The sequence below is a fragment of the Paenibacillus tritici genome (genome assembly GCF_013204885.1).
GTDB lineage: Bacteria > Bacillota > Bacilli > Paenibacillales > Paenibacillaceae > Paenibacillus_AQ > Paenibacillus_AQ tritici.
This window is the reverse complement of record NZ_JABMKX010000012.1, coordinates 18023-32282: the sequence shown is the minus strand read 5'-3', so window position 1 is coordinate 32282 and position 14260 is coordinate 18023. Positions and strand designations below refer to the sequence as shown.

Sequence of the window (14260 nt, the reverse complement as noted above, 5' to 3'; positions counted from 1 at the left end):
TTGGCCAAACATAAATACTTTAACCGGATCTTAGCTCACCTTGTGCTGCTCCTGGGAGCGGCCGCCATGATTCTTCCGTTCGTCTGGATGGTGCTGACCTCGTTCAAGTCGGTTACGGAGTCCACCTCGATGAACCCTTTTATCTTTTTCCCCAAGACCTGGCGGGCGGAGAACTATCTGGAGGTGTGGCGGCAGAATAACTTTCTGGTCCTGTACTGGAACACCTTTGCGATGATGGCGCTTAGGGTGCTGTGTGCCGTAATGTTCAGTGCGATGGCTGCGTATGCTTTTGCCAGGCTGAGGTTCCCGGGGCGCAATTTCTTCTTCAGTCTCGTATTGTTTCAGATGATGGTGCCGACGCAGATCTTCATCATCCCGCAATATCTGATGGTCGATGCGCTGGGGATGCGCAATACGATATTTGCCTTGCTGTTCCCGGGGCTGGTCAGTGCCTTCGGCACCTTCTTATTGAGACAATTCTTCATGGGACTGCCGAAAGAGCTGGAGGAGGCGGCCAAAATTGACGGCTGCAATATCGGGCAGACCTTTGCCAGAATCATGCTCCCGCTGGTCCGCTCCGGTCTGGTCGCGCTCGGGATATTCACGGCCCTGTTCTCCTTCAAGGACCTGATGTGGCCGATGATCGTCAACACAAGCTCGGATGCGGCGACTCTCTCCTCGGCTCTGGCGAAGATTCAAAGCGCCTTCGCCGTGGATTACCCGGAGCTGATGGCGGCTTCCGTGCTGGCGATTTGGCCGATGCTGCTTATTTACATCCTGTTCCAGCGGCAATTCATCGAAGGGATTGCAACTTCGGGGGGCAAGCTCTGATTGTCCGTTGACGGAGGACGGCTGTACGCTCAGAATAGAAGAATGGAGAATGGGAAGGAGGGGGACGTCATGATTACGAGAACAATCGGGATTTGGGGCAGTGCTATGCTGCTGCTGCTCATGATTGCCGGGTGTGATGACCGGAGCCGTACGGACGCCTCCCTTCTGTCCGGGTCCGGCGAGGTACCGGGCGGGCGTGAACCCGTTACGCTGCGTTACTCCAGCTACCTGCTGGATACGGCGCAGGCGGGCAAGGTGTATTTCGATGCCATTGCTGAATTTGAGAAGCTTCATCCCCATATCCAGATCGAAGCAGACTTCATTCAGAATAATAATTATACGGCAGGGATCAAGATCCGGCTGCTGGGCGGCGAGCCGATGGATGTGTTCGATACCTGGTCGCCCAGCCTGTTCGAGGAATTCCGTGCCTTGCGGAGCGATATGTATCTGGACTTAACCGGGGCCGAATTCCTTAAGGAATTCTATCCGAACTCGCTGCTGCCGGTTACGGTCGGCGGCCGGGTGTACGGTGCGCCGGAGGTCATGCACAGTGACGGGCTGCTCTACAACAAAACCTTGTTCGACTCTCTCGGGCTGGAGGTTCCGCGCACCTGGGACGAGTTCCTGGCGCTCTGCGTGAAGCTGAAGGGGGAAGGGCTTATTCCGGTGGCAATGGATGCCGAATGGTCGACGGCCCAGTTCTTCTGGGGGTCGATCATGTCGGATAACGGGGCCGATGCCGCCTGGACCAAGAAGCTGGAGAGCGGGGAGATCCGGACGCATGACCCGGTATTCGTGGATGCGATCCAGAAGCACCGGTCCATTATTGACCGGGGGTTCGTGCCGCCGAACTGGAAGAGCCTGAAGCATGAGCAGGCCAAGGATCTGGTCGGCACAGGCCGGGCGGCCATGATTATTACCGGAACCTGGGACATCCCCAGCATCAAGGAGCGCAACCCTGCACAGGATATCCGGTTCATGATGGTGCCGGGCAGCGTGAAGACGGTGCCTAATATCAATGTCGGCACGTACCGGGTGATCAGCTCCCGGACAGAGCACCCGGAGGAGGCCAAGCAGTTCGTGGCGTTCATGAACGGCAGAACCACACAGGAGAAGCTCGCCGCAGGCGCGCTGGCTGTGCCTTCCGTCATCTCGGCGCCAACAGACCGGACCGATTCCGTATCCTCCATTGCAGCGGCGGTCACGCGGGAGGACGCCACGCTCTACTGGCCGCACACGGTATCCACCGAATCGCTCCAGGTGAAGATTCAGGAGGGCGTGAACCAATATCTGGCCGGGCAGCCCATGGAGGCAGCCCTGGCCGATATCCAGCAAGCGATAGATCAGGCCGCGGCAAGGCGGCGGGAATCAGAGTGACCTGCGGCAGGAGATGGCGGATGCCTCTAGAATATAGTCAGAGAGGCAGTTAAATATGCAGTCTGAAGGGGTCTAACCAATGGTTAACTACAGAACAGCAGCTCCGCACGAACGCGAGGAATACATAGACTTGGCCAACCATGCTTTCCACTTTGATTTTGAGGTCCTGATGCCCAAGGCTTATGACACAAGTATAGATTCTTCCGCCATGCATAAGGTGGCTGTGGATGAGCAGGGCAGGCTGCGCGCACTGGTGGCTGTGTTCCCTGAGGTTGTACGGGTAGGAGAGGATACGCTGCGGACAGGCTATCTGGGGACCGTATCGGTCCATCCGCGTGCTCGTGGTGAAGGGCATATGAAAGCGCTTATGCACCTGTGGCTTGAAGAGCTGCGGGGCACCTGTGATATGGTGGTATTATATGGACAGCGGCAGAGATATGAGTATTTCGGCTTCACGCTTGGCGGTATCAAGCTCAAATATACCGTGGCAGAGGCCAATGTGCGCCATGGCATAAGAGGGGTGGATGACACCGGAATCTCCTTCAGCCCGCTGTTTGAGCTGGAAGGAGGAGCCGGATTTGCCCACAATCTGAACACCTCGCGGCTTGCGTATGTTGAACGTAACTTAGAGCAATTACCGCTGATTTTCAGCACTCTCTGTCAAAAGACACTCGGCGTTCTGGATCAGGGCAAGCTGATCGGATATCTGGTGGTCAACGAAGCGGGCGATGATATTGCTGAATTCGCAGTGGAGAATCCGGACGATATGCTGCGGACGCTTAAGGCATATATGGCCTATAGCAGAGCCGGGCGACTAACGATGTACGCGCCGGAATATGACATCCCGCTGAATAAGGCTCTTGGCAGTATAGCCGAAGACTTTGTGACCGAGAACTCGGATATGTATCATATTCTGGATTTCGCCAATGTCCTGAAGGCTTATCTGACGCTGAAGCTCAAGACCACAGGGATCGTCCCGGGAGAATTCTCCGCAGTGATGGACGGACAGCCGGTGACGGCGCGGGTGGATGAAGAGGGCGTGAGCGTCGAGCGGTCTGCCAAGCCGGGAGCTGTGGTCCTGGACAGGCTGGAAGCTCAGACGCTGCTGCTTACCCGGCATGGCCGTTATATGGCGGTGGATGCGCCCACAGATTGGTTCCCGCTGCCGCTGTTCTGGTACAAGATTGATAAGTTCTGAGTAATTTTGTTTGTCGTTAATCGAAAATAGGGCAATGAACAAGCCGGGAGGAGGCAGACATTTCATGGGAGGAACGAATGTATGGGATGCGGAGTGGGAGGTTAACGAAGAGCAGGCGCGGACGCTGATCGGCAGACAATTTCCTCAGCTGTCATCGAAGCAAGTGAAGCGATTGGGCTGGGGCTGGGACAATACGGTTTTTCGCATCGGTGACGAGTACGTGTTCCGGTTTCCAAGAAGAACGTTTGCAGTTGGCGCGATTCGTATGGAAGGGAAGCTGCTGCCGAAGCTTGAGGCATATTTGACCATCCCCTATCCGAAACCGTTGTTTTATGGCGAAGCAAGTGACGAATACCCGGCACCATTTCTTGGCTATGCCCACGTGCCAGGAGATTTCCCCATCGGTTTGACAGAAGAACGCCGGGCACTATCGGCAGAGACGCTGGCGACATTTTTGCGGAGATTGCATGAGTTTCCGGTGCAGGCGGCGCTGGAGTGCGGAGTTCAGCAAGATCATCGAAACTTGACGGACATAGCATCGCGCAAAGTGAAATTGGAAGGCTTTCTATCGAAGGTGGTTGAACACTTGTCGCCGGAGGAGTCCGGTGTGATCGAAGCGTATATTAGCAGGCTGCAAAAGGACCGTGTCGAGGCGGTGAATGCACTGCTACATGGCGATCTTCATTTCAAAAATATGCTTGTGAATGAGAACGGGATCGTTTCCGGCATCATTGATTGGGGCGATCTGAGCGTAGGCCATCCGGCTTGCGATTTGAGCGTTGCTTATAGCTTTTTACCACCTTACGCCCGCGGCGTGTTTTTCGAAACATACGGAGGAGCGGACGAGGAGACGAAGCTGCTGGCGCGGCTGATCGCGGTATACATCCCCATGCTGATCTTAATGCAAGCGGTCGATGACGGGAATGAAGCGATTGCGGCAGAGGCGAAATCCAACATCATGCGGGCACTGTCGGATTAGGCTCATTATTTCGTTGCGGTTATGGGGTTATGGCGATCGGCACCATTTTGTCGTTTAAAGGCCGCGATAAGGTACAATCCGCCTTCTCTGATGCCGCTTTATGTTGAGGAACATTAGAATTTAACATGCCAATGAAATAAACAAAAAGCAAAAGAAGCGGAGGGGGAAATTTGGAACTGCAGGAGCGGTAGCGACCGCCTGAAAGCTTTCCGCAGGAAAGCTAGCTTCGGAAGCATCAGCCGTCACCGGATTTCCACCTCGAACAGCGGAATAATTGAAGAAATCTGTTGGGGCAGCGGCCGGAAGTCCAAATGTTCACCGCAGTGACGACGAAGCTTCAAGTTAAACTTAAGTGCGTCTTATAGCAGTTGGATTTTCTCCACTTGCTGAGGAACAAATGCCCCCTGGAAGAACAGCAAGTGGATAAAGGGCACTTAAATAATAGCATTTCACCCAAAGTAGCTGAAACCACCCGTAGTAGTTGGAGTTTTTCCACTTGCTTGCCCGTAATCCTCCGAAATTCACAAATTAAGATACGTTTATCCACTTGCTTGTTGCAGCAGTGTAGTCGGCGTCCTCGGTGTCCCCAGCGTTCCCCGTTTGGCCCTCATTCCATTCAGCTCATATATTTCCCGCAGTGACAGCTTCACCATCCTCACTCCCTCAGCCTAGAGGGATTTGCGGAACTCCGCCGGGGTCATCCCGGAGAAGTTACGGAAGAGCTTGATGAAATAGCTGACATTGTCATAGCCGAGCTGCTCCGCGGTCTCCACCACGGTGAGGTTGGTCTGATTGAGCAGATCCCGGGCCCGCTCCATCTTCATCTTGGTCACATACTCAATGAAGGTCAGCCCGGTCTCGATGCGGAATAACCGGCTGAAATGGGTGGGATTCAGGCCCAGACGCCGGGCCATCTCATCCATACTGACCTTCTCGTGGGTATGATTCATGACATACCGCTTGGCTTCCGCCACTTCTTTTCGGACATTCTGCTTCCACATGGACCGCAGCATCAGAATTTTGTCCTTCAGGAAGTCTTCCAGCCACTCCATCAGCTGATCAAGGGTCTCGAACTCCTGGATGGAGCGCTGATGCCGTTCACTGTTGAAGTTATTGACGAAGTTCTGCATCACCACATATTTCAGTTCCAGCTCCATCACCATTTTGAGCAGCCAGCTTTTTACGCTTTCCACCGGGTATTGGTGGTCCCCGATCACCTTCTTGATCTCCGCAACCGTAGCGGTAACCTGTGAACCATCCTCATGCTGGATACAATCCCGTAATTGCTGCAGAATCTCCGAGTAGTGCACGAACAGGTCTTCGCCGGAAGTCTTCACAGGCGCAAGCTTCATAATCGCCCCTTCGGCCGTATAGAAACGCAGCGCCTGGGCATCGAGCAACGCCTGAAGCTGTTTCTTCAGTTCGATCAGGCTGGGAGTCACCTCGCCGTAAAAGAATGAAATCCCCATCCGCAGGTGCAGCTTCGACATCTTCTGTACGTACAGGAATTTGTTCCGGTACTCCTCATAGAGATTGCGGATCAGCATACGCGGAAAAGGGATGAACAGGATGAACTGCCGTTCGCTTAAGGCGAACTGAATGATCCCCTCAATCTCCAGAAATTCCTGCAGCACATTATCCATGACAAACTGCAGGTTCACGATTCCGCCGAACCGCCGTTCCAGCTCATAGGAGCGTTCCGGGACCGCCAGCACCGGCAGGTAAGGAAGCCCTGGCTGGAGCTGAATGCCCATCCCCTCGGCTTGTCCGAACCATTCTGCCTCATCCCAGACCGGCTGCTCGACGAACCGGCGGATGAACCTCGTGCGGATCGCAGAGTGATTCTGGCTGACGAGCTTCTGCATCTGGAGGTAGCTGTTGCGGGATTGCAGCTTCACTTCCAGACGGGAGACCGCCTCGGTCAATACAGCAATCACCTGATCAATCTGCATGCTCTCCTTCAATATATATTCGGCCACATTCAGCTTCACAGCCTTCTGCGCATATTCGAATTCCCCGTGGCAGGACAAGATAATCGTCTGAAGCTGGGGATTCACCTCGCGTGCCTTCTGGATTAACTCCAGGCCATTCATCGCGGGCATCCCGATATCGGTCAGCAGAATATCCGGCTGATGCAATTGGCAGGCTTCCCAGGCCTGTTTGCCGTCCGAGCACGCCGCGGACAATTCAAGTCCAAGGGTGTCCCAGGGAATAGCGGCGCTTAAATACTCCAGTACCGGATAATGATCATCGGCCAAGACTACTTTATAGTTCATGTCTATCTGCTCCAATCCGCTTGAGCGGCAGCACTAACCTTACGGTTGTACGTTCCCCTTGAAGGCTCTCAATCTCCATCTCGAAGCGCTCCCCGTAGATGAGCTTAAGCCGCTGATAGACGTTGATCAATCCGATGCCGTGAGAGAGCTGGACTTCAGGGGGACCGGCCATGTTCAAGCGATCTAATTCTATATCCTTCTGTGTAATCTGCTTCAATAATAAGGCCAGCGTAGGCTCATCCATTCCGGTGCCGTTATCCTCGACGCTGATGTGAAGCCTGGACTTCAGGTTCTCAATGGAGATCGTAATCCGTCCCCCGCCTTGAATGAACCCGTGCTTATAAGCATTCTCAATAATGGGCTGCAGAATGAACCTTGGCAATGTTTCCAGCAGCAGCTCCTTGTTCACCCGGACTTCAGAGTCCGTGGGGTATCTCATGGTGAATCTCATCAGCTCCATATACTGCTTCGCGGAATCCAGCTCATAGGCAACGGAGACGAATTCATCCTGGTTGGACAAGGTGGCCCGGAGCATGGAGGATAAGGAGCCTACGATAAAAGCGTTCTCCTCATCCTGCTTCATGAGCAGCTTCAGCCGGATTGAGCTTAACACGTTGAAGAGGAAGTGCGGATTAATCTGGGCCTGCAGCATGGCAATCTCCGCCTGGCGCTTCAGTTCCTGCTCCGTCTCCACCTGTCTGAGCATCAGCTGTACCCGGTCAAGCATGTTATCGAAGGACAGCCCCAGGCTGCCGATCTCGTCGGTTCCCCGAATGCCCGAGCGCACCGCCAGATCCCCGTCCTCCACTCTGCGGGCCACCTTGCCCAGCACCAGCACGGGCTTGGTGAACCTCCGCAGCAGATAGGTTAAGGCGAACAGGAAGCTGACCGCAAAAACAGCCTGGAACAACAGGCCTGTCCGGTTGATTCCGTTCAATCTTTCCGTCAACTGCTCATACGGAGCTACGCTGATTAGCCTCCATTTGGCGTACTTGAGCGGCAGGGAGAGGAGGAGCTGATTCTCCTGCTTGAATTCTACGATATCCGGGAACACCAGCTCATCTATGGGCAGCAGTGTATTGAAGCTTGAGCCTATGAGGGACGGATTCCGGTTGGAGAGAATCGTCTCCTTGTCGCTCAACAGATAGACATCCTCTTCCAGGGAAGCAAACCGCTCACGGATGGAAGCCTCGCTGCGGCTGACAATAAGGTAAGCATAGGGGGAAGACGTCGTTCCCTCTCTTAAGGCCCGCGCGGTCATGAAGACGAACGGCTGCCCGGCCGCAAGAGACGTCAGGTAATTGTCCTCCGCGCCCATAAATAAAGTGTCATACGGCGGGAGCTGCTCCAGGGTGGAGAACCAGCGCTGCTTCAGGAATTGCCGCGGATCATAGTCGTAGAAGGAATAATCGGAATAGGCATGTCCTTCCTTATCCACCAGCGTAATCCGCAGATCAAGGGTCTCTCCGGCCACCTGCTCCAGACGGCTTGTCAGGGATCTCGCAGCCACCGGATTGGTCTTGGCATCCTCCAGCAGGGTTTTGATCTCCGGGTCGAAATGAACGAAGTTCGAGACCGACACCATCTCTTCGAAGATCACATCAATCTGCGACTGGACAATGGTCAGGGACTGCGTAGCTTTTTCCAGGGAATGCTCCCGGATAATGAGCTTGGAGTAGACAATGGTGATATACAGCATCCCGATAGCCGGTATAACCAGGCAGGCGATAGAGGTAAGGATAAGCTTTTGCCGGAAGGATAACGGACTGAGCCTGTGTTTATCTTTCATTAGAGTTCCCCTCCAGTACTGGACCTTCACAAGCTTATGGTACTTGATTATGCCGTTCAGCTCATCCAACAATTTTTTCATTTTAGAAAAAATAATGCTATACAAACTTTTCATCATAGATAAATTCGTTGCATGTGCATGCAAAACAGCTCTTCTATAATGAAGCTACAAACATAAAACGAGGTGGAAACAGTGGAGGTTATTCCTGAAGAGGGGACAATTAAGCGGTACGGTAAGCCGGGAACAGGCAGAATGCGCAAGCAATCCTTTTACGACAATATTGCGGGGTATCTATTTATTTCACCCATGCTCATTCTTACCACTACGTTAGTGATTATTCCGATTCTCTTATCCGGCGTGATCAGCTTTTCGAACTGGAATTTTGTGTCCGGGCTGGAGGGGTTTCAACTGGTCGGGCTGGACAATTACACACGGCTGATGCAGGATGAATCCTTCCATCGCTCGCTGATCAACAACCTGATCATGATTGCCGTAGTTCCGGTAGCGATGTTCCTGGCTCTGGTGCTGGCAGCGTTAATCAACAAAGCAACGTATTTCAAAACCTTTTTCAAAGTGATTTATTTCATGCCCTTTATCTCAAGCTTCGTGGCCATCGCCTTATTGTGGAGAGTCCTGTATCACCCCAACAATGGTCCGATCAACGGATTCCTCAGATCCATCGGGGTAGAGAACCCGCCCCTGTGGCTGGCTGATCCCAAGTTTGCCCTGATCTCGGTCATGATTATTATGGTGTGGACCTCGCTCGGCTTCAATATGGTGATCTATCTGGCGGGCCTGCAGAATATTTCACGGGACTTGTATGAAGCCGCCGATGTGGACGGTGCATCACCGCTCAGACAATTCTTCAGAATTACCCTGCCTCTGTTATCTCCTACCTCGTTCTTCCTGCTGATTACCGGGATTGTCGGATCGTTCAAGGTCTTCGATCTGATTATGGTCCTCACAGGCGGCGGCCCGGCAGGTTCAACCTCAGTCATTGTGTTCTATCTGTACGAGGTTGCGTTCATTAATCTGGAGTCGGGTTATGCTTCCGCGATGGGGATTATTCTGCTGATGCTCATCCTGCTGGTGACCTTGATTCAATGGGTCGGACAAAAGAAATGGGTCAATTACTAGGAGGTTTACACATGCGTTCAATCAAGCTTAGCCGCGTTATCGTAACCCTCTTCATGGGGGTTGCCGGGATACTGTTTATTATGCCGTTCCTGTGGATGCTCTCCGCCTCCTTCAAGCCGGAGCTGGATGTCATGAAGTATCCCATTCAGTGGATTCCGGCGAAATGGAATATGGTAGAGAACTATAAGCAGGTATGGGCGGGCGCCGTGCCGTTCACACTTTATTACTGGAACAGCGCCAAGGTCACCCTGATGTCGACAGCGCTGTCCCTGACGATCTCTGCCATGGCAGCCTACGGGTTCTCCAAAATTGTCTTCAAAGGACGGGATTCGCTCTTCATCGTGGTCCTGGCCACCTTCATGATTCCGACCCAGGCCATCCTGGTTCCGCAGTTCATCATGTACCGCTGGCTTGGACTGTTCGACAGTCATATCGGACTGGTGCTGCTTGCGGCGTCAGGTGTGCTGGGAACCTTCCTGCTCCGGCAGTTCTTCCTGGGCATTCATGATGAGATTATTGAATCCGCAAGGATTGATGCGGCGGGCCACTGGACGATATTCAGCCGTATTGCCCTGCCGCTGGTGCAGCCAGCCCTTGCTACCTATATGATTCTCCGCTTTATCTGGACCTGGAATGATTACCAGAATCCGCTGATTTTCCTCCGGTCCGATTCCTTGTTCACCTTGCAGCTGGGTATCCGCAAATTCGCTGATTTCAGCGGCGAGTTCTACTCCTTAATGATGGCAGGTGCCGTATCAGCCATTCTACCTCTCTTGATCATCTTCATCATCGGCCAGAAGCAGGTGATTGAGGGAGTTGCTATGGGAAGCGTCAAAGGCTAGACTAATTACACTACAGGGGGTTATATCATGTTTAGAGCGAAACGGAAATTATTCATCATTGTACCGCTGTTAGCCTTGCTCGTATCCGGGTGCGGAGGGGCCAATTCGAAGGAGGATGCGGCTTCCGCTCCCGCTAAGGATGGGGATAAAGCTGTAACCATCAAGCTGAGCAACTGGTATGCCAAAAAAATGGACAACTGGGATGTCGTCATTGCCGAATTCGAGAAGCAGCATCCGAACATCAAGGTGGAGTTCGCCTCCGCTGAGGATAACAACTCCAATGAATTCTACAAGAAGCTCGATCTGGCCGTTGCCGGCGGCGATGATCTGGATATTATCATGTTCAGCAACATGACGTTTCTCTCCCAACGGGCGGGGCTGGGCATGATCGAGCCGCTGGATGATTATCTGGCTAAGGACGGAATTAAGTTCGCGGATGAATATACGGCGGATACGTCCATTGACGGCAAGGTCTACGGGCTGCCCGGCAAGTCCTCCCAGGGTCTCGTTATTATCAATGAGAACCATCTGAAGGAAGCCGGACTTGAGCTGCCCAAGGACTGGACCTGGGATCAGTATATGGAATACGCGAAGGCTATGACGAAAAAAGAAGGCGATAAAACCCGCTATGGTACCTATTTCCACAGCTGGATTCAATACGGATACCTGGTGCAGAATTTCGGCCAGCCGGTCAACGCGAACCTGACCACCGATGACGGTAAGAAGGCTAATATTGATAATCCATTCATGCGTAAGTCGCTGGAGCTGCGTCTTCAGGGCGAAGCAGAAGGCTCTGCCACACCGTATTCCGAGGTGGTCAGCCAGAAGCTGAATTACAGACCGCAATATTTCAACCAGGATACAAGCATGATTCTCACAGGCTCCTTCCTGATCCCGGAAACCGGGGGAACCGAGACCATTCCGGCCAGCTTCAAGACGGTGTTCGCTCCGACTCCTAAGCTGAAGGCGGAAGATCCGATTGCTGCGAATGTCAGCGGGGATGTACTGAGCATATACAGCAAATCCAAGCATAAAGACGAGGCGTACACCTTCATCCGCTGGTTCTCCACCGAAGGCATTGTGCTGCAAGGGAAGAATATCCCGTCCTGGAAAAAAGCCGATCTGAACGATGTGGTAGACCGCATCATCGCCGGCAGCAAGAATCCGGAGATGATAGATAAAGCGTCTCTGCTCTATGTACTGGAGAATACCAAATCCACTACTGCAGCTACGGCAGTCCCGTATCACGCTGAGCTGGAGAAGGTGCTCCTGGAGGAATTCGATAAAATGATGCTGTCGGGTCAAAGTATTGAGGATACCATTCAGCATGCACAAACCAAGATCCAGAAGATCATTGATTCCAAATCCTGAATCCTGAATACAAGAGAATAGAGAGCAGATAGGAGTGTGTTGTTCATGCTGTATCCAATAATGACGGAAACCCGCGGCCTGTATGATCTGGGCGGGGTATGGAATTTCAAGCTGGATCACGGCCCCGGATGGGACGAGAAATGGTATGCGTCCAGGCTGACAGATACGCTCCCGATGGCGGTACCCTCTGCCTATAATGATCTGGGTGTAAACCCGGAGATCCGGGGTCATGTCGGCTGGGTATGGTATGAGCGGGAGCTGTCTCTTCCGCGTAACGTCATGAGTGAGCGTCTTGTCCTGAGATTCGGGTCGGCGACACATAAGGCGAAGGTATACATCAATGGAGTGTTAGTGATGGAGCATTCCGGCGGATTCCTGCCTTTTGAAGCGGTGGTGAATGACTATATTCAAGCTGGCACGAACCGGTTGACGGTTGCCGTGAATAATGTGGTGGATTACACGACACTGCCTGTGGGGCTGTACAGTGAGACTGAGGGCCCGGACGGGAAGACCCGAGTGAAGAATCAGCCGAACTTCGATTTCTTCAATTTTGCAGGACTCCAGCGGCCGGTCAAAATCTACTCCACCCCGCACACCTTCGTTCAGGACGTTACTGTAGTAACCGATTATCAGGGTGAGCAGGGGATCGTCCGCTATAGTGTGGATGTTAGCGGAGAAGCGGATGTGCGGGTCACGGTGCTGGATGAAGAGGGGAATGCGGTCTGCTCAGGTACAGGTCGGTCCGGTGTGCTGGATATTCCTTCTGTCAGGCTATGGCAGCCGTTGAATGCCTATCTGTATACCTTGAAGATCGAGCTTCTGGAAGCGGAGCAGGTAGTTGATGTCTACGAGCTGCCGTTCGGTGTGCGGACGGTTGAAGTCATAGCCGGACAGTTCCTGATCAACAACCAGCCGTTCTACTTCAAGGGCTATGGCAGACATGAGGATACCCCGTTTCATGGCCGGGGTCTGGATGAAGCGGCGAATATTCTGGATTTCAATCTGATGAAATGGTCGGGGGCGAACTCCTTCCGTACCGCGCATTATCCTTATGCGGAAGAAGTGATGCGGCTTGCCGACCGTGAAGGCTTCGTCGTCATTGACGAGACTCCGGCGGTAGGGCTGGATCTTAATTTCCTGGTGATGTTCTCAGGAGGAACGAAGAAGGAGACCTGGCAAGAGGTGCAGACCTTCGGGCATCACCAGCAGGTGATCCGGGAGCTGATTGAGCGGGATAAGAACCATGCCTGTGTAGTGATGTGGAATGTAGCCAACGAACCGGCTTCCTATGAGGAGGGCGCTTACGAATACTTCAAGCCGCTGATCGAGCAGATGAGGGACGAAGATCCGCAGCATCGTCCGGTTACGCTGGTGACACATATTGAAGCTTCGCCAGCGAACGATAGAATCTCCGAGCTGATTGATGTGCTGGCCTTCAACCGTTATTACGGCTGGTACGTGGACGGGGGCGACCTGGAATCGGCCAAGGACAAGCTGCGGCTGGAGCTGGAAGCCTGGACCCGGCGCTGCCCGGGCAAGCCGATGATGATGACCGAATACGGAACAGATACCGTAGCCGGGCTGCATGATGTGGAGCCGATAATGTTCACGGAGGAATATCAGGTGGCGTTCTACCGGGCCAACCATGAGGTGTTCGACGAGTTCACCGAATTCGTGGGCGAGCAGGTATGGAATTTCGCCGACTTCGCTACGAGCCAGGGAATCATCCGGGTCCAGGGCAACAAGAAGGGCATCTTCACCCGGGAACGCAAGCCCAAAGCCGCAGCCCACGAGCTGCGCCGGAGATGGACGGCGATACCGGATTTTGGTTATAAGAAGTGAAATGAGCTTATGGTGTAAGCGTGAGCTTGCAAGCCTGCAAGATTGCAAGTTCGCAAGATTACAAGTCAGCGAGTTTGCTAGCTTCCCAACCTTCAAGCCTCCCATTATGGGAGGCTTTTTTTATACAACAACCCCCGGCTCGGCTGGGGGGCCTTATGCAATCGGTAGCGGGAGAGGAGGGCGGACGTAGTTGGAAAAAAGGCACTTAATTTTGCCGTAATCGAGCGTTGGGGGCGAGCAGTTGGAAAAAGTACACTTAATTCCTGGAATCTGATGGATTTAACAGAAATCGGGCTGAGTAAGCTACATTTTTCCAACTAATTAGTTTACGTACCCCTTTACCGCCAAATTAGATGTACAATTTCCACTTGCTTAAGTCCGCGCCGCTATAAATCCGCAGATGTAAGTCCGCCGCCATGAGTTAAACGCTGTAAGTCGCCGCCATGAGTTAAACGCTGTAAGCCCGCCGCCATAAGTCAGACGCTGTAAGCCCGCTGCCATGAGTCAGACGCTGTAAGCCCGCTGCCATGAGTCAGACGCTGTAGGCCCGCCGCCATAAGTCAGACGCTGTAGGCCCGCCGCCATAAGTCAGACGCTGTAAGTCCGCTGCCATGAGTC

The 14260-nt window shown here is 53.2% G+C and carries 10 protein-coding genes; 8 read left to right on the top strand and 2 right to left on the bottom strand.

All coding sequences use genetic code 11. From position 1 onward, the window contains the following. From HQN87_RS21470 to HQN87_RS21455, 4 genes are all read left to right on the top strand, one after another. Positions 1-831, top strand: coding sequence for a carbohydrate ABC transporter permease (locus HQN87_RS21470; protein ID WP_173137502.1), 831 nt, complete (start codon positions 1-3; stop codon positions 829-831). A 69-nt stretch (positions 832-900) separates the two neighbouring features. Next, a complete protein-coding gene (locus tag HQN87_RS21465) occupies positions 901-2208 on the top strand; it encodes an ABC transporter substrate-binding protein (RefSeq protein ID WP_173137499.1) in 1308 nt (435 codons plus the stop codon). Between the two features lie 79 nt (positions 2209-2287). Beyond that, complete coding sequence (locus HQN87_RS21460; protein WP_173137497.1) at positions 2288-3406, top strand: GNAT family N-acetyltransferase; 1119 nt, start codon at positions 2288-2290, stop codon at positions 3404-3406. 64 nt (positions 3407-3470) lie between these two features. After that, positions 3471-4385: a phosphotransferase gene (locus HQN87_RS21455; protein WP_173137495.1), complete on the top strand. Its 915-nt coding sequence runs from the start codon at positions 3471-3473 to the stop codon at positions 4383-4385. 668 nt (positions 4386-5053) lie between these two features. Here HQN87_RS21455 and HQN87_RS21450 read toward each other — a convergent pair. Next, a complete protein-coding gene (locus HQN87_RS21450; protein ID WP_173137493.1) occupies positions 5054-6661 on the bottom strand; it encodes a response regulator transcription factor in 1608 nt (535 codons plus the stop codon). Then, a complete protein-coding gene (locus tag HQN87_RS21445; RefSeq protein WP_173137491.1) occupies positions 6651-8450 on the bottom strand; it encodes a sensor histidine kinase in 1800 nt (599 codons plus the stop codon). The genes HQN87_RS21450 and HQN87_RS21445 overlap by 11 nt, the downstream gene beginning before the upstream one ends. 192 nt (positions 8451-8642) lie before the next feature. On the opposite strand from HQN87_RS21445, the gene HQN87_RS21440 reads away from it, so the two are divergent. The 4 genes from HQN87_RS21440 to uidA are packed head-to-tail and all read left to right on the top strand — an operon-like array spanning position 8643 to position 13642. Further along, positions 8643-9587 carry a carbohydrate ABC transporter permease gene (locus HQN87_RS21440; protein WP_246553518.1) on the top strand — a complete coding sequence of 315 codons (945 nt, stop codon included), beginning with the start codon at positions 8643-8645 and terminating at the stop codon, positions 9585-9587. Between the two features lie 11 nt (positions 9588-9598). Then, a complete protein-coding gene (locus tag HQN87_RS21435) occupies positions 9599-10429 on the top strand; it encodes a carbohydrate ABC transporter permease (RefSeq protein ID WP_173137489.1) in 831 nt (276 codons plus the stop codon). Between the two features lie 27 nt (positions 10430-10456). After that, positions 10457-11800 carry an ABC transporter substrate-binding protein gene (locus HQN87_RS21430; protein ID WP_173137487.1) on the top strand — a complete coding sequence of 448 codons (1344 nt, stop codon included), beginning with the start codon at positions 10457-10459 and terminating at the stop codon, positions 11798-11800. Positions 11801-11845: 45 nt separating this feature from the next. After that, complete coding sequence (gene uidA, locus HQN87_RS21425) at positions 11846-13642, top strand: beta-glucuronidase (protein WP_173137485.1); 1797 nt, start codon at positions 11846-11848, stop codon at positions 13640-13642. Positions 13643-14260: the final 618 nt, after the last annotated feature.

Excerpts from the sequence above, each read along its gene's own strand:
- HQN87_RS21450 (WP_173137493.1), bottom strand. The coding sequence starts at position 6,661 with ATGAACTATAAAGTAGTCTTGGCCGATGATCATTATCCGGTACTGGAG.
- HQN87_RS21430 (WP_173137487.1), top strand. The coding sequence starts at position 10,457 with ATGTTTAGAGCGAAACGGAAATTATTCATCATTGTACCGCTGTTAGCC.
- HQN87_RS21465 (WP_173137499.1), top strand. The coding sequence starts at position 901 with ATGATTACGAGAACAATCGGGATTTGGGGCAGTGCTATGCTGCTGCTG.
- HQN87_RS21455 (WP_173137495.1), top strand. The coding sequence starts at position 3,471 with ATGGGAGGAACGAATGTATGGGATGCGGAGTGGGAGGTTAACGAAGAG.
- HQN87_RS21445 (WP_173137491.1), bottom strand. The coding sequence starts at position 8,450 with ATGAAAGATAAACACAGGCTCAGTCCGTTATCCTTCCGGCAAAAGCTT.
- HQN87_RS21435 (WP_173137489.1), top strand. The coding sequence starts at position 9,599 with ATGCGTTCAATCAAGCTTAGCCGCGTTATCGTAACCCTCTTCATGGGG.
- uidA (WP_173137485.1), top strand. The coding sequence starts at position 11,846 with ATGCTGTATCCAATAATGACGGAAACCCGCGGCCTGTATGATCTGGGC.
- HQN87_RS21460 (WP_173137497.1), top strand. The coding sequence starts at position 2,288 with ATGGTTAACTACAGAACAGCAGCTCCGCACGAACGCGAGGAATACATA.